Annotated in this window: 12 protein-coding genes and 1 pseudogene; 11 read left to right on the top strand and 2 right to left on the bottom strand. The window is 66.0% G+C overall.

Annotated features, from left to right (window positions below):
* The first annotated feature begins 162 nt into the window (after positions 1-162).
* From CP970_RS37500 to CP970_RS37470, 8 genes and pseudogenes are all read left to right on the top strand, one after another.
* Positions 163-1332: a pPIWI_RE_Y domain-containing protein gene (locus tag CP970_RS37500; protein WP_150494481.1), complete on the top strand. Its 1170-nt coding sequence runs from the start codon at positions 163-165 to the stop codon at positions 1330-1332.
* Complete coding sequence (locus CP970_RS37495) at positions 1322-4663, top strand: pPIWI_RE_Z domain-containing protein (RefSeq protein WP_055553134.1); 3342 nt, start codon at positions 1322-1324, stop codon at positions 4661-4663. The genes CP970_RS37500 and CP970_RS37495 overlap by 11 nt, the downstream gene beginning before the upstream one ends.
* Before the next feature lie 13 nt (positions 4664-4676).
* Positions 4677-5867, top strand: a pseudogene (locus CP970_RS45250) (pPIWI_RE module domain-containing protein); the annotation flags it as partial.
* 260 nt (positions 5868-6127) lie between these two features.
* The gene (locus CP970_RS37490; RefSeq protein WP_191094997.1) at positions 6128-7393 is read left to right on the top strand and encodes an RNaseH domain-containing protein; all 1266 of its coding nucleotides are present in this window, start codon (positions 6128-6130) and stop codon (positions 7391-7393) included.
* Between the two features lie 554 nt (positions 7394-7947).
* Positions 7948-10434, top strand: a complete 2487-nt coding sequence (gene hsdR / locus CP970_RS37485; RefSeq protein ID WP_169801277.1) for an EcoAI/FtnUII family type I restriction enzme subunit R — start codon at positions 7948-7950, stop codon at positions 10432-10434.
* A gap of 364 nt (positions 10435-10798) precedes the next feature.
* A complete protein-coding gene (locus CP970_RS37480) occupies positions 10799-11455 on the top strand; it encodes a type IV toxin-antitoxin system AbiEi family antitoxin domain-containing protein (RefSeq protein ID WP_224058927.1) in 657 nt (218 codons plus the stop codon).
* Positions 11456-11560: 105 nt separating this feature from the next.
* The gene (locus CP970_RS37475) at positions 11561-12988 is read left to right on the top strand and encodes an N-6 DNA methylase (RefSeq protein WP_450262769.1); all 1428 of its coding nucleotides are present in this window, start codon (positions 11561-11563) and stop codon (positions 12986-12988) included.
* Positions 12985-14133, top strand: a complete 1149-nt coding sequence (locus tag CP970_RS37470; RefSeq protein ID WP_055553142.1) for a restriction endonuclease subunit S domain-containing protein — start codon at positions 12985-12987, stop codon at positions 14131-14133. The genes CP970_RS37475 and CP970_RS37470 overlap by 4 nt, the downstream gene beginning before the upstream one ends.
* On the opposite strand, the gene CP970_RS37465 is transcribed toward CP970_RS37470, so the two are convergent.
* The gene (locus tag CP970_RS37465; RefSeq protein WP_224058922.1) at positions 14124-14870 is read right to left on the bottom strand and encodes a JAB domain-containing protein; all 747 of its coding nucleotides are present in this window, start codon (positions 14868-14870) and stop codon (positions 14124-14126) included. The genes CP970_RS37470 and CP970_RS37465 overlap by 10 nt on opposite strands.
* Positions 14839-16503, bottom strand: a complete 1665-nt coding sequence (locus tag CP970_RS37460; protein WP_055555150.1) for a DUF262 domain-containing protein — start codon at positions 16501-16503, stop codon at positions 14839-14841. Before CP970_RS37460 ends, CP970_RS37465 begins: the two co-directional genes overlap by 32 nt.
* A 211-nt stretch (positions 16504-16714) precedes the next feature.
* Between CP970_RS37460 and CP970_RS44440 the strand changes: the two genes are divergently transcribed.
* From CP970_RS44440 to CP970_RS37455, 3 genes are all read left to right on the top strand, one after another.
* Positions 16715-16861 (top strand): hypothetical protein, encoded by a 147-nt coding sequence (locus CP970_RS44440; RefSeq protein ID WP_157877826.1) that lies wholly within the window; start codon positions 16715-16717, stop codon positions 16859-16861.
* A gap of 129 nt (positions 16862-16990) precedes the next feature.
* A complete protein-coding gene (locus CP970_RS45850; protein WP_157877825.1) occupies positions 16991-17137 on the top strand; it encodes a hypothetical protein in 147 nt (48 codons plus the stop codon).
* Positions 17138-17555: 418 nt separating this feature from the next.
* On the top strand, positions 17556-19832 hold the full coding sequence (locus tag CP970_RS37455; protein WP_055555148.1) for a GmrSD restriction endonuclease domain-containing protein: 2277 nt from the start codon (positions 17556-17558) through the stop codon (positions 19830-19832).
* Positions 19833-19974 lie beyond the last annotated feature (142 nt).

Here is a 19974-nt window from a genome sequence, read left to right as displayed (position 1 = left end):
AGCGCGGCTCGAACCTCGATCGCCGTGCCCCGGCATGCGAACGTACTCGCACGGAGCCTCGGAGACACTCGACATACTGATCGGCCACCTCAGTGAATTCGCCTGGCCGGTGAAACGGTTGTGCGTAGCCGCGGGCATCCCGTGTTCCCTAGCGTGCCCGCCATGTCGATCTTGGATATGCTTCCCGGCACTACGGGCCGCGGAAGTACCCAACGGGAATCCGAAGTTCTCCTGACCCTCGTGGCCTCCGGCCTGGTGGGTCTCTCCAGCTGGCAGGGGGAGGTGAATCTCCGCCGCCCCTACGACGACCGGTTGCAGCTGGGTCTTGACCGGTTGGCCGTCGCGTGTGCTCGCACTGACAGCTCCACTCTCCCGACCGGGATCGCGGATCTCGTATGGGAGTGGTGTGCTACCAAGCCGATGCGGGACTGGCCGTTGGTGTTCGATCCGGACGCGGAGGCTGACGGCGAGTTGTTGCTCGTCGACGGTGAGCCGAGTGAGTTCTGCCGGGAGTGGGTGCGAGCCACTCCCGATGTCGTCGGCGATGTGCACGAGAGTGCTCTGGTCCGTCAGGTCAAGGACGTCGCGAAGGCTCTCGGGCGTCCCGAGCTGTATGCCCACTGGCGGCTGGAGCTGACGCGCAACACTCTGCTGTCGCCCGCCGAGTTGATCCGGCTCAAGAATCGGTTTCTGGATGCGGCGCCGTGGGCCGAGTGGATCGATGAGTCCTACGAGCCCGTGCCGAGCGAAGGGATGGTCGACGGGCAGATCGCGGTCTGCCGCGGCTGTCGGCAATGGATGACCGCAGAACGCGACGCATCGTGGAAGTGCCCGAGCTGGCGATGCGCGCAAGGCCGATTCGCGGACGATCCCGAGTTCCGGTCGGCGCAGGGGGCATTCCGGCTCAGGGCCGAGCTGGTGCGGTACATCGCACTGCCGGGTCTGCCCGAGCTGGAGCTGGCCGAGGCACTGGCTCGCCTCGGGGCCCGCGTGGTGCTGTATCCGGGGCTTGACGCACTCGACGTAGTAGCAATCTGGCCATCGGGCTTCGCGATCGGTGTCGATGTCAAGGACTGGCGCAACCCCTATCTGCTGGCCCGCTCGATCAAGCGGTTCCCGGAGTGGACGGGCGCCCATCCCTACGCCTACTCCCAGGGCTACATCGCCGTGCCGACGGACCGCACCCGCGGCAAGGACAGGTACCTGCGGATTCTGGGACGGCACAGCTCGGCGCTGAGCACGCAGCCGCAGCTGCAGGCCGTGACGATCGATGAGCTGATCAGCCGGTGCCCGGATGAGGGCGTACGAGGCGAGGTGACCTGTGGTCCGTGACCGTAGAGCCTGGCAGCAGGATGCGGCGAAGCTGCTCAAGGAGGCGAGCGCTCAGGCCGGGGTGGCCAAACAGGAACTTCGCGAGGCCCTGGAGATGGAGTTCGCGCTTTATGCGCTGTCCGTCTGGGAACCGCAGGCAGCCGCCCGCGACGGCTGGGCGCTGCTGCGGGGATTCGACTTTCGTCCGCACAGCGGCGATACGCCCGAGACGAACGGATCGGTGCGCTGGCTCCTCAGTTCGTCGAAGAAGGAAGAGGACTGGCAGGAGCGGCTCGCCACGTACGCGGAGTTCCCTGAGCATCTGCGGCTCTTCGAGGTGAAGGAACCCGCCGAACCGCCGGTCATGCGTGAGCTGTCCCTGTGCCGGGAGCGGCATTCCCTCTACGCCAAGGCCCTCGCAGGGATTCCCGCACACAAGACGAAGCAGGCGACACTGGCGGCTGCGGACGTCGCGTACACGTTCACCGCGGGTGGCACTACCCACAGAGTGCGGCTACCGGAATCGATCATCCCCTCCCCTGGGCTGCAGCACACGCCGCGGCAGCGGCGCCGCATGCGGCCCGACTGGCCCGCCCTACTGGCCACCGCCAAGGACATGGACGCCCTCAATCTCAAACAGGGCCGCAAGCCCTGCAACTGGTACGGACGCATCCGCGACCTCCAGCTGCATCTGCGCGGCCCACACGGTCTGCGCCGGGCACAGCGATTGCAGATCAAGGAGCTCGTGCACCTCGCAGGCATGCCGGCAGTGGGCAAAACGAGCGTCCTGACGGTGCTCGCGGTGTGGGCCGCCCAGCACGGACACACCATGACGCTGGTCCTGGGCGATGTGATCGCCGTGCTCAACATGGTCGGTGACCTGAACCGGTACGTACCCGAAGCCGCGGCTCCGATCCTGGGAGCTTCCACTCGTGGCCAGCATCTGCGAAAGCTGCACCGTCCGCCGAATCCAAGGACGCGAGGGGTGCAGTTGCTGCGGGACGAGCGGCTGCGCTGGGTGTCCACCGCATGCACGGTGCAGGGCGCGATGCCAGACCTCACCACCCCCTTCCCCCTCGGGGACGCGCCGTGTTCTCGGAAGCTGCAGCGGGTTGCCGAGTCCCCGGACGGTGCGGCCGAGGGCAAGCAAGCGCAGGCGTACGCGGAGCTCTGCGCGTGCCCGATGTTCTTCAGCTGTGGGCGTCATGAGGCGGCGCGCGCTTTGGTGGACGCGCCCATCTGGGTTGCCACGGCGCCGGGCCTGGTGCACTGCCGCGTTCCAGCTCAGCTGATGGACCGGGACATGCGGTACCTGGAGCTGGCCTGGGAGCGCAGCGACGTCATCGCCTTCGACGAGGCGGACAATGTGCAGATTCAGCTGGACCGTGCCTTCAGCCCGTCTCAGACGCTGGCGGGGCCAGGCAAGGACGCCTATGTGGACGAGGTCCGCCCCTTGTTCGAGCAGCACACCCGCTCCACGCACTGTCAGCATCTGACGACGAGTTCGACCGTCCGGCAGTGGTCTCTCGCGGTCAACTCGGCCGGCATGCTCGTGGCTCGGCTGCGGGCCCTTCTCGGCGAGCATCATCATGTACGTGAGTGGCTTCGCACCGAGTACTTCAACGAGTGGCGACTTGCCGCGCAGCTCGCTCACGAGATCTCGCTGCGCCCGCCGCCGGACGCGGATGCCAACGTCGAGCGCAAGCGGTGGTGCAAGGACGAGGACGTCTATCAGCGCTGGTGGACGACGCTGAAGACCTGGCTCTTCGATCCCGCAGGCCGCTACCGCGGCAAGGACAAACGTGTCGGCGCGCTGCGAGGCTTCGCGGCCCGGGGATACGACGACACGGTCCGGGCCACACGGGAACTGGCCTACTGGCTGGAAGATGACCCCGACATCGTCGTCGGCTCGACCGCGGCCCGCAAACGTCTCGCCATCCGTTTCCAGGTGGTCATGACCGTCGCTCTGCTGACGCGGCAGCTGGACCATCTGACCCGCTACAGCTGGGAAGTTGAGGCGGAGACCGGCGCGGAGGGGATGTCCTCCAGTCTGGTGCACCGTCCGCCAGCGGAGTATCTGCCTCTGGTGCCCGAGAGCCCTATGGGCAACATGCTGGGCTTTCAGTACCGTGAGGACGAGGACGCCCCTGCGGACCGTCTGGGCACCATCAGCTTCTTCCGCTGCTCGGGTATCGGTCGGTCACTGCTGCTCGACCTGCCCCGTCTGTTCACTTCCGCCGCCAACAATGGCGCCGATGAGCCGGTCGGCCCGGGGGTTCTGCTTCTGTCCGCGACCAGTTGGGCGGGCAACTCCCCCCGCTACGACGTCCAGGCCCCCGTCACCGGCATCCTCACCTCACGCGCCGCAGAATCCGTCCCCGTAACCGAACGCATCACCTGCGAGTACCTCCCCTCCCGGGGCACCGGACCCGACGGGCAGCCCTACGACCGCACCGTCTCCGGCAAACAGGGAGAAGAGCGCACCGCCGCGCTCACCGACCTCGTCGCCGACCTGTGCACCGCGCAGGTGAGCCTGCGCGGTGCTCGCCCCAGTTCGCTGGAGGCCATCCGCGGCGAGCTTGAACCAGGACGTCAGCGGCTCATGCTCCTGGTGGGCAACTATCAGGAGGCCAAGGCAGTACACCGCAAGCTGGTCGAACTGCGCCCCGAATGGGCGGGGCAGATCATGCACATGGTGCCCGACGACGAACGCGGTACCCATCACTGGCAGGGCGCACTCGCTCGTAGCCGGGTCTCCACGCTCGCCTCCCACGAGGACGTCTGGATCCTCATCACGCCGATGCTCGCCATCGAGCGGGGCCACAACATCCTCAACGACGACCACGTGGCCGCCCTCGGCGCAGCCCTGTATTTGGTACGCCCGCACCTGCACCCCGAGGACCTCAGCTACGACATCGAGTTCATGAACCGGTGGGGCATCGAACAGATCCGCGCTGGACTTCCCGCGGCCGGGCCAGCCAGTGCTCCCTTGGGCGAACGGGCCAAGGCGTTCCAGAACTACGCACACCGCCTGTGGATCGCCCGCCTCGAACAGTCCCTGCGCTACACCGACACCCTGCCCGGTTCGCTGGAGCGGAGGGGCCTGGACTGGACGGGCATCCCCCCGCTCAACCAGATCGCGGGCCGCATGCTGCGCGGCGCGGCACGCGCCCGCATCTACTTCTGCGACGGCGCCTTCGCGCCACACAGCGACGACAGCATCCTCCTGGGCATGTACCGCGCCCTGGAGGAGGCGATGTCCGGACCGCACGCGGACATCGCACGTCCCCTCTATCTGCCCTTGATGCACGGCCTGCACAACCTCCTGGAGAAGTACCGTGGCGACGTATGACCGACTGCAGCGCATGTCCCTCATCCTGCGCGCCTGCCTGGATGAGCCTCTGGGCTCCTACGAGAGATTCGAGTTTCCTCAGCGCCTGGCCCGCCAGCTGCGCTCACACGTCTTCCGCCGCTACGACGCCGACGGGGAGGAGCAGCTGCACGGGATCCCGCTGTGGGCCGTGTCCCACGGCATCGCCGGGCTCCTCCCCGATGGGCTGGTCACCGACAGCTCAGGGAAGCCCGGTAAGACCTGGCTGGCGTGGAACCGTCAGTTCGGCGCGCCGAGGCCCGACAAGGAGCTCATCGTCGAGCTGGTGCGCAGCGGACTGGTCGTGGCGGCCGAAGAGCGGAACAAGAAAGCCCGCCTGCGCGGCCGCCCCGAGCCCGTGGACATGGGTGAACTCGCCGCAGTCCTCGCCGACTTCGATGCCGACGACCTGCGCAGCGAGGTCCGCCGCCTCACCGTCAAGCCCAACCAGGCCCTCCAGGGCGAGGAGTACCGCGTGCTGCCGCACCTCGTGGCCGCGCACCTCGTCTCATCCAACTGGCAGGTAGAACACGTCGGCTGGAAGCGCGATGCGGAAGACGGGCCGCACCTCCCCTGGCGGTACGGCACTTCCCGATGGCGGCGTGTCGCCTGCGACGAGGGCGCCGAGCTCATCTCCTGGCCGCCGCAGACGTACGTGAGCGACGGCGGGACGGTCTATCCCTGGTCGTACACGTTGAGGCTCACCGCCCAGAACCACGCTCTGGGTCAGTCCCCCGAGAGTCTGCTGCACGCCAGGGTAGGGATCAGGCGCTGGGCTCGCAGCAACGTCTGGGACGGACAACGCGCCATCACCGCCTACCTCTTCACCCCGTCCCCCTGGTCCAACGACACCAGCCCGTTCGGCAGGGCCTCCCTTCGCTGGCAGCCGGGCCCGCCGGGCAAGCGTGAGGGCAAGATGGTCTGGGACGATGTCTTGGCCGCGACGCTGGCCCGCTGCACCTCACAGCGCTACCTGCCCTCCGCCCCCGAACTGGCCGCCGATCCTCAGCAGTTCCTCCGGCCCGCTGAGGACGTCCTCGTCTCCGGAGTGGTCTTCCGTGACGGTCTTGGCCAGTACGCCAAGCACTCCGTGGGCACCGGAGCATCAGCCCGCGACCGATGGCAGATCTTCCGCCAGTTGCAAGCCGCTCTCTCCCGCATGGCCACGCCCGAGGAGCCCCTGCACCGCCTCCCCGTCCCCGTACGTCCCCGCCCGCCAGCCGATCAACTGCTGAACATCGACCTCGCGGCACTCGCTCAGGCAACAGGCCGCAGCATCGTGGTGGATGTTCTGGCCGACACCATCACCATGCGGGACGAGGTGCTCGCAACCCTCCACAAAGCCCTCGGACAGCCAGCACCCACTCCCCAGGCCGCAACGCGCCCGCCCCTCACACCTACACGCTGCGCACCCCCCACCTCGACGTCATCATCCGCACCCAGCCGGTGGGCGAGCTCGCCGATCGACTCCCCGTCGACTACACCATCAAGAACCCCAAGGACCGTGCCCGCAAGGCGGCCGCCGAACGCCGCGCCCAGACCATCGCGCGCCTCCAGTCCCCGGAACTGACCGGCCTCCCGCGCTTCGCCATCATCGAGATGGCCGACGCCGGCGCCTATCCCACCCCCGAGCACGACCCCAAAGAGGCGGTCAAAGCGGCGGCCGCCTCCCTCGGCATCCTCGTGCAGAACATCACCCCGCCGAAATCGGCCAACACCGACACGGGCAAGGAAACCGCGGCCACCCGCGGCCAGCGCATCGGCAAGTCCGTCATGGACCTCCTAGCCCGCCAGACCGGGCTGCTCACTCACCCCGAGAAGCCCGGCACGACGGCGAACCCGCTCCGCGACGTCACCACCGTCGGCCTGTGGGTCCTACGCCGCAACAAGAGCGTGAACGCCCTGCTCCCCCTCGCTGTCGCCCACACGCCCGACGAGCCCTTCGCCCGCATCCGGATGCCTCACACCGACACCTGGCTCCCCTTCCACCAGGGCCTGCTCACGCTGTCCGATATCGACTGCGAACGATGGCTACCCGACCAGCGGATCAGGGAGTTCTTCGGGCAGGTCGTCGAGGAGATCTGCGACGGCTCGGACATCGCGCTGGTGAGCCTGGCCCAGAACCTGCGCTCAAGCTGCCCCGCCCTCACCAATGGGCTCCTGCAACCCGACATCCTCGCTTTCGACGCCGCACACCCCATCCCACCCGAGCGCCGCAAGGGCCTACGCCACATCCGACTGCGCACCAACCTCCGCGACGAAACCGCCCAGCACTACAGCTACACCGAAGGCGCAGAAGACGGCGACGTCGGCGTCGGCTCCCACTTCTGGACGGACCCCCGCCGCCCCCGCCACTTCTTCAGCACCGCCAAGAAGCCCGCGACCGCAGGCAACGGCTCGCCCCAGGGATCACGCGTCGAGGCCCACTGGGGCTGCACCGGCAAGGACGACGACGGCAACAAGACCTACGGCCAGAAGCACGACACCCGCCAGAACGTCTGGAACCCCCAACTCCTCGAACTCCTCGTCGCCGCCCACGCCCCCGACGACGACCCTGCAGCCTGGGCCGCGCTCATTCACCAACAGCGCTACGAAGCCTCACACTTCTCCGACCCGCTGGCCCTCCCCACAGTCCTGCACCTGGCACACACCGTCGCCAAGCACATCCTCCCCGACCACCTGATCGAACCGATCACGGCCTCCGAGACATAGCGCCAGAGGGCCGTCACACGTGCCGTTACCCCTTACGCGCTCCCGCCCCCGCTCATCTCAACAGCCCCTTCCCTCGCCGGAACCACCAAGCCGATCGCCCGTCGGTCACCGGCAGGAAGGGGCACCAGGAGATTGGATCTTCACCACCACAGCCCCAGACCGACTGGCACGAGCCACGCCCACACCTCCACCCGACGCTTCTCACTTGAGCCGCACCACGGTCTGAACCACCAACACACCGACCCCACGCCGCACTGTCCGCTGTTCGCATGTTCCGAGTGCCCCGCCGGGGCCTCGAACCTGCGGCCAACCCGACTACGCCAAGTCATGCGTGGCGGCGATCGTGACCTGCCCACTGCAAACCCGCAAGCGGGGACGATCAAGTGGCCGTTGACAGCACGGTGGGAACGTCTTGTCCCCGTATGGCAGCCGAGGCCGGACGAAGGCACCGGTCACCCTGCTGTCCGCGGAGACGGCCAATGCCTTCGTCACGTCCCGGTCCCGGTTTCCTGGTCAGCCCGCGTATGTCAGACCCATGCAGTACACCTGAGTACATGGCGACCGATGACGCGTATGGGATGAACGAAGATGAGACCTGCCGGACCTATATCCTTCCGGCCCTCGACCGGTCCGGGTGGACGACTGATCAGATCCGCCCCCAGTTCCAGATCAACGGCGGTCGCCTGACGCCCACCCCGAAGCGCCACATGCGGGACGACCCGCTCGTCGCCGACTATGTACTGGAGTACACGCCGGATCTGCCCATCGGAGTCATCGAGGCGAAGCGGTATCGCATCGACGCCCAGGACGGGGTGGAGCAGGTCCGGCGCTACGCGAAGAAGCTCCGCCTCCCCTTCGCCTATGCGACGAACGGCCGGGAGATCATCGAGCTGGACCTGCGCGGCACCTCCCCTTCCATCCGGGAGATCGACCGGTTCCCCACCCCAGAGGAACTCTGGTCTCGTTTTCTCGACGCGGAGCAGGCCGATTCCGCCCTCGGTCGTGAACTCCTCACCACGCCGAACAACCACTCGTTGCGGAACTCGGACAACACCATCAAGCGGCCCCGCTACTACCAGCGGATCGCGGTCAACCGCACGCTGGCAGCCATCGCCCAAGGCCAGGAGCGCATTCTGCTCGTCCTCGCCACCGGTACGGGCAAGACGATGGTCGCCCTGCAGACCGTCGCCAAGCTGTACAACTCACAGTGGACCCCCGGCCGCAAACCCAGAGTGCTCTACCTGTCCGACCGCAACATGCTGGTCGACAACCCGAAGGACGAGTACTTCCTCAAGGCGTTCGGCGTCGACGACGTGACCAAGCTCGGCGGCGGCAAGGTCGTGAAAGGCCGCAAGGTCTACTTCGCGCTGTACCAGTCCCTGGAACAGCGGGATCAGGTCGAGGGCAAACCCTTGTACGAGCGCTACGAGCGCGACTACTTCGACCTTGTCATCGTGGACGAATGCCATCGGGGCAGCGCACGCGACGACTCGCAGTGGCGCCGAATCCTCGAACACTTCTCCCCGGCCACACAGATCGGGCTGACCGCGACACCCATCAGCCGCAAGGACGCGGACTCGGTCGACTACTTCGGCGACCCGGTCTACACGTATTCCTTGGCGGACGGCATCGGCGACGGATTCCTGGCCCCCTACCGGGTGCGCAGGGTACGCCTCAACGTGGACGTCGAGGGTTACGCACCGGATCCCGGCCAGCGCGACAAGTACGACAACGAGATCCCCGAGGGTGTGTACGGCCCCAAGGACTACGAACGCGTGATGGTCATCCTTGAGCGCACCGAGGCCGCGGCCCAGTACGTTATCGACTATCTGCGGTCCACCGCCGAGGACGGCAAACACGGCAAGACGATCGTGTTCTGCGAGAACAACAACCATGCAGGACGCATGCGCAACGCGCTCTACAACGCCGCGTCCCAGGAGGTGAACAGGCACCGCGACTACGTGGTCCGCATCACCGACGCCGACCGCGACGTCGGTATGGCGCACCTCGACGAGTTCCGCAAAGACGACTCCGACGAGCCCGTGATCGCTGTGACGTCGAAACTGCTGAACACCGGCATTGACCTGCCGGCGGTCCGCAACATCGTGCTGTTCCGGCGCATCGCGTCGATGCCCGAGTTCAAGCAGACCATCGGCCGCGGCACCCGGCTGTGCCCCGAGATCGGCAAGGCATCGTTCGACATCATCGACTTCGTGGAAGCGACCCGCCTCTTCGACGATCCCAACTTCGACGGCCCTCCGCTGCGCGTGGTGCGGGACACGGCGGACGAGCAGGGCCACGTCATCGACACGGTGGGGGAGACCCCGGACGGGCAGGAGATCGACCCGGAAACGGTCGCCGAGCCGGACTCCGCGTACGAGCAACAGGACGGTGGGGCGTTCGACTCAGCGTCCCAGGCCGGGGTCATCGACGACCCAGACGAGATCGACCGCATCCGCGCGCGTGGTCGCAAGTACGTGGTGGACGGCATCGAGGTCTACAAGTGGGGCGAGAGCCGCTATCAGCTCGACTCCGACGGCCGGACGATGCGCCTGGTCTCCATCCGGCAGTGGGTCCGGGGCCGTGTGCTCGAACTCGACCTGGCCCCAGCCTCGTTGCGCTCCCAGTGGGCCTCGGCCAAGTCCCGCGGCGCCCTAATGTCCATCCTCAAGAAGGCCGACGTGGACGCCGAGGAGCTCCCCGACGCCTTCGACGTCCCTGACGTGGATCCGGTGGATCTGCTCCTCAACGTGGCGTGGGGCTTGCCCCTGGTCAGCAGGGAGGAGCGGTTCAACCGCTTCCTGCACGAGCACCAGGAGTTCCTGAAGTCCTTCCAACCGCAGGCCCGCGAGGTGCTGGAGGAGATGCTGCTCAAGTTCGTCGAGCACGGGTCGACGCAGCTGAAGCCGGAGACGCTACAGGTTCAGCCGTTCACGAAGATGGGCTCGGTCCTCGAGCTCACGGGCCGGTTCGGTGGCAACGGGTTGCCCCTGCACACCGCCATCGATGAGCTGGGACGGCGGTTGCTGGAGGCTTCGTAGGGTGCGGCTGTGGAGGCTCGGTCGGATGTGATAGCGGCCCCTGTCACATCCGACGGGGGCCGCGTACGTGGATGCACTCCGGGGTTGCGAGGGGAACTTCCCCCTTGACGGCCACGACGAATCGGTCCAGCCGGTTGCGGGGCTGAGCAGGGCGGAGCCGCGGGAGCGGAGTCGCGGGCACGGGCACGGCGGGAGCGGGGAAGACTTCGAGGCAGCTGCCCTGGTCGGCTCCGCTGCAGCTGGACTTACGTCAGCCGCGCAGCTCGGAAACACAGGGTTTCCAGGTCTGCTTTAGTTTGACGCGCTGACCCTTGCATCAAACTAAAGCGGACTTTGAGGACTGTGCATTTGCTAAGGTGACCCCGTGCTCACAGACCGTACGGACACCCGGGCCACCCTGTGGCGCGTGGCGAGCGGCCAGCACGGCTACTTCACCGCTGCCCAGGCCCTGAAAGCTGGATACTCCTACCAGGCGCAGCGCTACCACGCGCAGCGCGGGAACTGGCTGCCGGTCGACCGGGGTATCTACCGGTTCCGTGAGTTCACGGACCTGCCCGCCAGCGAGGATGCCCACCTGGTGCGCTGGTGCCTGTGGAGCAGAGGCCGGGCGGTCGCCTCGCACACCACCGCCCTGTCCATCCACGACCTGGGCATAGCGAACCCCTCCCAGATCCACCTCACGGTGCCGCGTAACTTCCGCCAGAAGGACGCAGCGGTGATCCTGCACCGCGCTGAACTCACCCCCGATGAGATCGAGGACCGCTCGGGCTACCGCGTGACGGCCCCGGTCCGGGCCATCGCCGAGTGCGCCGCGGCGGGAACCGAACAGGACGTATTGGACTCGGCAGTCGCGGAAGCGCTGGAACGCGGTGTGGCCACGAAGCGCCAACTCCTTCACGCAGTAGAGACTTTGGGCCCTAAAGCCGAACTCGGGGTAGAGCGCGCCCTTGCGACCCGCATGAAGCACGGCGTCCACGACACCGGCAACCCCTCCAACTCCCGTACAACGAAAGAACACTGACATGCCCCCCCGCAAGAAGAAGCAAGAGCAGTCCACCCCCTCTGGGAGGAGAAGGAGGCGGACAAGAAGCAAACTGCCGCCCAGTCCCGGGCCAAGCTCCAGTCGCTGGTGAAATCCGCGCGGGACATCATGCGCAAGGACGCGGGGCTCAACGGAGACCTCGACCGGCTCCCCCAACTGTCGTGGCTGCTGTTCCTCAAGGCATTCGATGAGCGCGTCGAGCAGACCGGCGCGGCACTCGACCCTGACTACCGCCCCGCGATCGAGAAGCCGTACCGCTGGCAGGACTGGGCACCGAAACGCGACTACAGCGGAGACGACCTGCGTGCGTTCATCAACGGCGACCTCATCCCCCACCTCTCGGGACTTGAGGGAAGCGGCGCCGACGACCCCCGGAACATCCTCTCGGCAGTCTTCGCGGACGTCACCAACCGCATGATGTCCGGCACACTCCTTCGCGACCTGGTGGACGTGGTCGACCAGATCCACTTCACGTCGTCGGACGACATCCACACCATGGCGTTCGTCTACGAGTCGATCCTCAAGGAAATGCGGGATGCGGCCGGTGACTCTGGCGAGTTCTACACCCCTCGACCGGTCAACCGGTTCATGGTTCAGCAGTCGTTCCTCGAACTCGGCGAGTCAATCCTCGACCCGGCCTGCGGCACGGGTGGCTTCCTCGTTCAGGCTTACGAGGATCTGAAGGACAAGGTCGAGACCGACGAGCAGCGCAAGCAGCTGGCCGGCGACCTTCGAGGTATCGAGAAGAAGTCCCAGCCGTACCTGCTGGCCAGCATGAACCTGCTGCTCCACGGTATCGACGCGCCTCAGCTCGTCCACGACAACGCCCTCAAGCGCATGCGTCAGTCCACCGCGGCCGAGCGTGTAAACGTCGTCCTCACCAATCCTCCCTTCGGCGGGGAGGAAGAGCAATCAATCGTCAAGCAGTTCCCGTCGGGGTACCAAACCCAGGAAACTGCTTGGCTCTTCGTTCACGCAATCCTCGACCAGTTGCAGAAGGGCGGGCGGTGCGCGGTTGTCCTACCCAACGGCAGTCTGTTCGCGGGTGGAGTGGGCGCCCGTATCAAGGAGAAGCTGATGAAGGAGTGCAACCTGCACACCATCGTCCGCCTCCCCCAGGGTGTCTTCGCGCCGTACACCCAGATCCCGTCGAACCTCCTGTTCTTCGAGAAGACCGGACCGACGGAGGAAACGTGGTTCTACGAGATCCCTTTGCCTGAAGGGCGACGCGGCTACGCCAAGACAAAGCCGATGCGGGTCGAGGAGTTCGAGCCGTGTGTCGAGTGGTGGGGCGGCAAAAAGCGGGAAGGGCGCGAGGGTGGCCCGCAGGCGTGGATGGTCCCAGCCGAAGACATCAAGAAGGCGGGCTACAACCTTGACATCGCGAATCCGCATGTGGGCGACGGCCTAGAGCAGCGGACGCCGGAGGAGCTGGTGGACGAGCTGATCAAGGTGGAAGGCGAGATTCTCGGGTTGCTGACGAGTCTGCGCGAAGGGCTGGCCAGCAAGTGAGCAGATACCCACAGCGCGAACTCGGTGAAGTCCTCTACGAAGACGCGCAGATGGTCACCTTGGAAGACGACAGCAAGTACGCGATCACAGGTATCTATAGCTTCGGCCGTGGACTCATCGAGCGCCCTCGGATCATGGGAGGCGAAACAGCATACGAGCGCATGGCCCGAATTCGAACAAATCAAGTCGTGATGAGCAAACTCAACGCCTGGGAAGGCGCACTCGCTGTGGTCGACCCACGCTTCAACGAGACTTACGCCTCTCCTGAGTACCCCGTGTTCTCCGTCGACAACGCGCACGCCGACCCCAGGTACATCAAGCACCTCATCGCATGGCCCGAACTGTGGGAGCGTCTCACGCCTCGAGGGTCCATGGTCCGGCGAAAAAGGACAACGCCACGGACCTTCCTTGCCACAGAGGTCCCGCTTCCAGACCTCGCCGAACAAGGCCGCATTGCCGACAAACTAGACGCCATGCTGGCAACAGTCGCAACCACCGCCACCGCAGCCCCGCAACAGGAGTCAGCCCGGCTCCTCGCCATCGGCGGCCTAGACCGCGCCCTAACTCGCTGGTCACAGGGCACCGTTCGCGTTGACGCCACATGTAAGCAGATCAACGACACAGTCCACCCTGGCGACGATCCAAGCCCGGCAAAGGAATTCGTCGGCCTTGAGCACATCGCCCCACACTTTGGACAGCGCATCGGAGCCCGCCCTCTCGGCGACGAGAAGGGCCGCAAGTTCCGCTTCCAGCCTGGTGACGTCCTCTATGGCTACCTGCGCCCGTATCTCAACAAGGTCTGGGTGGCTGACCGCCACGGGTTGTGCAGCGTAGAGCAATATGTGCTTCGCCCCAACGGACACATGCCCGCCGAGCTGATTGCCGCAGGGCTACGTGCCAAGGCGACGCTAGACACCGTCAAGGAGCACACACACAACCTCCAACTCCCGCGCCTCCGGTCGGGCCTGCTCATGGCCATGGAGATTCCGGACATCCCACAGGAGCACCACGAAGCAGCTTTGCTCAATGTCCGCGCCTGGGAACAGAAGGCACATGCCCTCAACTCCCTTCAGCGGCAGCGCGACGACCTTCTGGCCACCCTCGGCCCCACCCTCCTCAACGCAGCCTTCTCAGGTCAGCTGTAATCCACCCTCCCCCACTGCCCCTCCCCCACCACCACATGATCAAGAAACCGCACCCCGACCGCCTCCGCCCCCACTGCCAGCCGGGCCGTGGCGAGGCGGTCGGGCTCGCTCGGGGTCACACGCCCCGAGGGGTGGTTGTGGGCAACCCCGAACGCCGCGCCCCCGCTCGCCAGGACCAGTGCCAGCACATCCCGCACCGGCAACAGACACCGATCCGACGCCCCCTCCGTCAACACTGCCGTACGCAGCACCCGGCCTCCCGCGTCGCAGACCACCACCACGACCCGCTCATGCCGCAACCCGCGCAACAGTGGCCCCGCGATCATTGCCAAGTCCCTTGATCCAACCACCCGTTGGACCTCAGACCGCTCCACCCCCACCCTGCGCCCAAGCTCGAACGCCGCCGCCACCCGCGCCGCCTTCGCCGGACCCACTCCACCTATGTTCACGGCCAGTTCACAAGCATCGGCCCGTGACAGAGCACTCAACCCGCCGTGCCGCGCGATCAACCGCCCGGCCAACTCCACCGCGTCGCATCCACCCGTCCCCGAGCCGAGTAGCAAGGCCAGCAACTCGCGGTCCGAAAGCACCTCCGCGCCCCGCGCAAGCAGCCGTTCACGCGGCCGGTCCTCGACTGGGACTTCCCTGATCCTCATCCCGATCCGCCCCTCGTCCAGACGCCCAAGAACAACCAAAACCGCCCCGTCAGTCCGCCGAATCCCGATCCAGCGGCTCATCCGCCCCCTCCGGCTCCTGAGAGTCGGATTCGTCGTCAACGCTCCCCACCATCGAAGCCAGCGCGGCGGGCGCGACCGCCGGCCCTCCCGCCGCCGTACCGATCAGCTGCATCAGCCGCCGGTGCAGCGTCTCGGACCTGGCCAGCAGGAAGCCCTCGTAGTCGTCCCGCAGTGCCGCCTGATACGCGTCCTCCTCCACCAGGCAGGACTGCAGCCGCTTGCGGAGCGCATCCTCACCTTCAAGGTCTCGCAGGTCGCGGAGATAGCGGGACGGCGACCGGTCCGAGATCCAGATGTTCGTGTTCGAGGTGATCATGACCAGGTTGCCGCAGACGTTCGCCCCCTTGATCCCCTGGTCGCGCAGGAAGGCGCGAGGGAAGAAGTGGTGGAACTCCTTGTCGTTCTGCCAGGAGAGAGCTTTTCCCGCGTCGACGCGCCGACCGGTCAGCAGGTCCAGCGGGTTCTCGTACGAAAGCAGGAGGCCGAGAAGCTTGCTCGGCGCGTTCCTCTTCGAGAACGGGCTGCGACGCCAGAGAGTGCTGCGAGGCAGAGCCGCGCCGGTATCGATCTCTTCCGTCTCGCCCCGGGCGAACGCGGAGACAGCCGCCAGGTCGGGACCCATCTGGCTCTCGCTCCAGTTCTTGAAGTACTCGCCGCTCGCGGTCAGCCAGAACCACCGCTCAAGAGCCTCGTACTGCGCAGCACTTGGCTTGGACAGCTGTCGGAAGATCTCCACCAGGACCGCGAACTGGTTGTAGTAGGGCAACGCCTCCGCCCGTGGCGTACGGATCTGGGTGCAGAGGAAGTCCACGGCCCGCTCGGCCGCCTTCCCTGCCTCGGCTCCCGCCTCCCTCAACTCGTCTTTGCTCAGATCCCGCAAGCGGTTGATATCGCTGCGGGAGAAGCCGAAGCGGGCCGAGGCCGCGATGGTCCGCAGCATCGTCTTTGTGTCGACCCGGCCGTAATTCTTCGCGTCGAGGACACCGAGCAGCTTCTCGATCTCCTCCTTCAGGTCGAAGTCCGGGCTCCACGTGGCCGCCCTCATCAGGTCGACGATGTTCATCGCGGTGCCCGTGCTGTTGATCCGCTCGAAGATCCTCGAAGAATCGGATTCAGTCAGCTCGTGCAGGGTCACGACCGGGATCTGGTAGTTGGTGAACTGCTCATACAACACCTCCATGCGGTCGCGCAGTTCAGGCCGCAAGTCGGCTACCTGGCCGAACAGCGACGCCGCCGATCCCACCCGACGCATAGGGATCACGTAGGCCGGTATCGGTGTGTCGTCCGGCAGCTCATCAAGGTGGAGGAAGCGCTCCTCCTCCAAGTCGTACCCGAACTGCCAGCCCTGGCTGTCACCGTGGAGCGCCCCGACAAGGCTCGCGATGCGCTGCTGCCCGTCGATGATGTAGTTAACGGGGTAGCCGCGCCTGGGCTCATCGACGTCGAGACCGGCCACCTCACTCTCACTGCCGAGTTCCTGCGTCGTCTGCCACAGCAGCAGGCTGCCGATCGGATAGTTGCGGTGAACCGAATCGAGCAGATACAGGACCTGCTGCCTGGTCCACACGAACCCCCGCTGGTACTTCGGCAGCACGATGTCCCCGCACAGCACCCGGTCCGCCAGCCTCGTCACCGGAACAGCCGTCGGCTCCGGCCCCGGAACCCGCCGCCCCGAAACTGGTGACTTCACCACGTCCGCCCCCTCGTGTCGCTGCCACGTACAACCTCAGAACCGATCGTAAGTGGCACCACTGACAACGCGGTTCGGCCGGACAGAGGAGGAGAGCCCGATCGCACAGGACACAGTATGTGCACGGGTCTTGGGTGCGGCCTGGGATCGAAAGATGGCTATCGAAGTTCCCCAGGACTTGCTGGATGCTGAGACTGAGGCGTGGGAGCACATCCAGGCCGGGGCGCTGACCGCCGAGATGGCTGTTGCGGTGCACGAGAAGATCGTGGTGTTCGCCGAGCGTCCGGCGCATCTCGCATAGAAGGTCCAGGCGGCTGCAAGTTCCCTGGTTGTGTGGTGAGTTCGGGTTGTGGCTGGTGGAGGTGGACAGCATTGCAGGCACGAGCTTCGTGATCATCGCGGTGTCTTACGCCGTTGATCATGAGGTGCCGTGCCTTCTGCTGCATCTTCCGCCATCCCTGCTGTCCTGCTGAAGCTGGGGCCGCTGGACGCCGATCGGGTCGCTGACGTGCGCCCGTACCTCGATGCCCACCAGGCCGACCCGGTCGAGCTGGCCACCGTGATCCGCGGGCACTGAACAGTAGAGGCCCTGCATCACATTCGAGACCGGACCTTCGCCAAGGACGCCTCCGCCATCCACGTCGACACCACACCCCGCGCTATGGCCAGCTCCGTAACCTCGCCATCGGCACGCTGAAGACCCTCGGAGCCAACAACATCACCAAGACCACCCGCGCCACCCGCCACCAACCCGAACAAGCACTCCGGATCCTGGACATCACCGACGAGCCAGACCTCAACGGAACTTGATCACGCCCTGACCTCTCCTGCCCTCGAAAACCGGCCTGGTCGATTCCCGCAAGCGCACCCGCCCTTGCAACAGACGCCATTGGCGCTGCGGCGCGGCGAGTCCGCGTGGTAGAAGTCTGATGCTGCCTCCACACTCTGCCTGCTTCCGCCGACCAGCCGCCCCCGGACATTAGGAGCACTTGGCTGTGCCACCCACTCTGTACCGCGACACGGGTTACACACTTCGGCACCTGATCGAGAACATCGAAGGCGGACGGATCGGGCTCCCCGATATCCAGCGACCATTCGTATGGTCCGCGGCGAAGACCCGAGACCTCTTCGACTCGATGTATCGCGGCTACCCGATCGGCACCCTGATGTTCTGGGAGACCGGCGCCGAGGTGGGGACGCGGCAGATCGGGACGGAAGCCAGCGATCGGGCACCCCAGCTGTTGGTCGTTGACGGGCAGCAGCGGCTCACCGCCCTCTTCGCCGTCCTGACCGGGCGCAAGATCGTGACCAAGTCCTTTGACGAGATCAACGTGCGCATCGCATTTCATCCGGAGGACCAGACGTTCGAGGTCACGGACGCGGCGATAGAGCGTGACGCCCACTTCATCCCGGATATCACCGCACTCTGGGCCCGAGGCGGCTACAAGCCCACCGTCCGGAAGTTCTTCCAACGGCTGGAACATGCAAGCGGACAGGCCCTGTCAGACGCCGCCAAGGATGAACTCGAAGAACGAATAGACCGAGTCCGGGACCTGCACGAGTTTCGCTTCCAGGTAGTGGAACTGGGCGCTTCGGCCGACGAGGAGCAGGTGGCCGACATCTTCGTTCGCATCAACTCCGAAGGCGTGAAGCTCAACCAGTCCGACTTCATCCTCACCCTGATGTCGGTGCACTGGGAGAAGGGTCGGCGCCAGCTCGAGGACTTCAGCCGGGCCGCGGTGATCGCGGGACTCCCCGGCCCGAGCCCTCGCAACGCCTTTCTGGATCCCAGGCCGGACCAACTCCTGCGCGTCGCGGTCGCCGTCGCCTTCAGGCGAGCCCGACTGCAGCATGTCTACAGCGTTCTACGGGGCAAGGACCTCGAAACCGGCAAGGTCACCGTCGCACGGCGACAGGAGCAGTTCGACCGGCTGGCCCAAGCGCATACGAAGGTCCTGGACCCGACCAGCTGGCACGAGTTCTTCCAGTGCGTCACAACGGCCGGCTTCCGAAGCCGCAAGATGATCACCTCCGACAACGCCCTGCTGTACAGCTATACGATCTGGCTGATCGGGCGCCACGACTTCGGCTTGTCGGCCGACGAACTGCGTCCGGTGATCGCTCGGTGGTTCTTCATGGCGCACACCACCGGCCGGTACTCCAACTCTCCTGAGTCACAGATGGAGTTCGATCTGGGGCGGATCGGCAGTCTGCCGCACGGCGACGGCCGAGCCTTCGCCGCGGAACTCGACCGGATCATCGCAGCGAACTTCACTGGCGACTACTGGGATATTTCGCTGCCGAACCGGCTGGACACCTCCTCGTCGCGTTCACCGGTGTTGTTTGCCTATCAGGCAGCCCTGAACATCCTCGACGCCGAAATGCTCTGCGGCAACCAACGAATCCGTGAGCTTCTGGACCCCTCGGTCAAACCCGCCAAGGGCATCGATCGAGACAACCTGTTCCACCCCAAGACGCTCGCCGGGCTGGGCATCACCGACCGGCGCCAAGTCAACGCCATCGCCAACATGGCCTACGTGACGTGGCCGGCAACTGAGATGGCCAACACCGACGCACCACACGACTACTGGCCGAGGATCACCGACGCGATGGACCCGGCGGTACTCGAGCGACAAGTACGGTGGCACGCGCTTCCGGTCGGCTGGGAACAGCTTGACTACCCGACCTTCCTGGAACGGCGCCGCCAACTGATAGCCCGGGTGGTGCGGGAAGCGTTCGAGAGCCTTACCGAGGAACAGCCTGCGTATATCCCCACCGCCCCGGCTGACATCATCGCCGCAGGCGAGTCCCAAAGCACCGAGTTCAAGGCCAGCGCCCGCTGGAACGTATACACCCAGCAAGCCGACAAATCCCTACGGAACAACATCGTCAAGGCTGTCTGTGGTTTCCTGAACGGCGAAGGCGGCAATCTGTTCATCGGTGTCGCCGACGACTCGACCGTCCTCGGCATCGAGAACGATCTCACCACCCTTGAGCGGCAGGCCAGCGTCGACGGGTATGAGCTTTTCGTGCGCCAACTCCTCGACAGCAGCCTGTCCACCCCGACAGCAAGCACCGTCCGCGTCCGCTTCCCCGAAGTCTCCGCCCGCATCGTCTGTCAGATCAGTGTTGCCGCGGCGGGTCGGCCGGTGTTCGCCAAGCCCACGAAGGGCGGCAACGAGGCAACCGACTTCTGGGTCCGGGTCGGCAACGCCACCAAGCAACTCCACGGCGACGACCTCCTGCGCTACCAGGAGGAACATTGGGGGTGAGCGTCTGTGCCCTTCGAGGAAAGCCCCAGTTCACACCCGTTCCTATCCGCATCACGCGCCGTCGAGGACTCGAACCTGCGGCAGCTTCCCGGGCCCCGCGAAGGATTGGCCCTGCCCGGCCATGGCCACACACCCGCCCCGC

Source organism: Streptomyces kanamyceticus, from assembly GCF_008704495.1.
Lineage (GTDB): Bacteria > Actinomycetota > Actinomycetes > Streptomycetales > Streptomycetaceae > Streptomyces > Streptomyces kanamyceticus.
The sequence above is the reverse complement of the archived record's forward strand: the minus strand, read 5'-3'. Positions and strand labels throughout refer to the sequence as shown.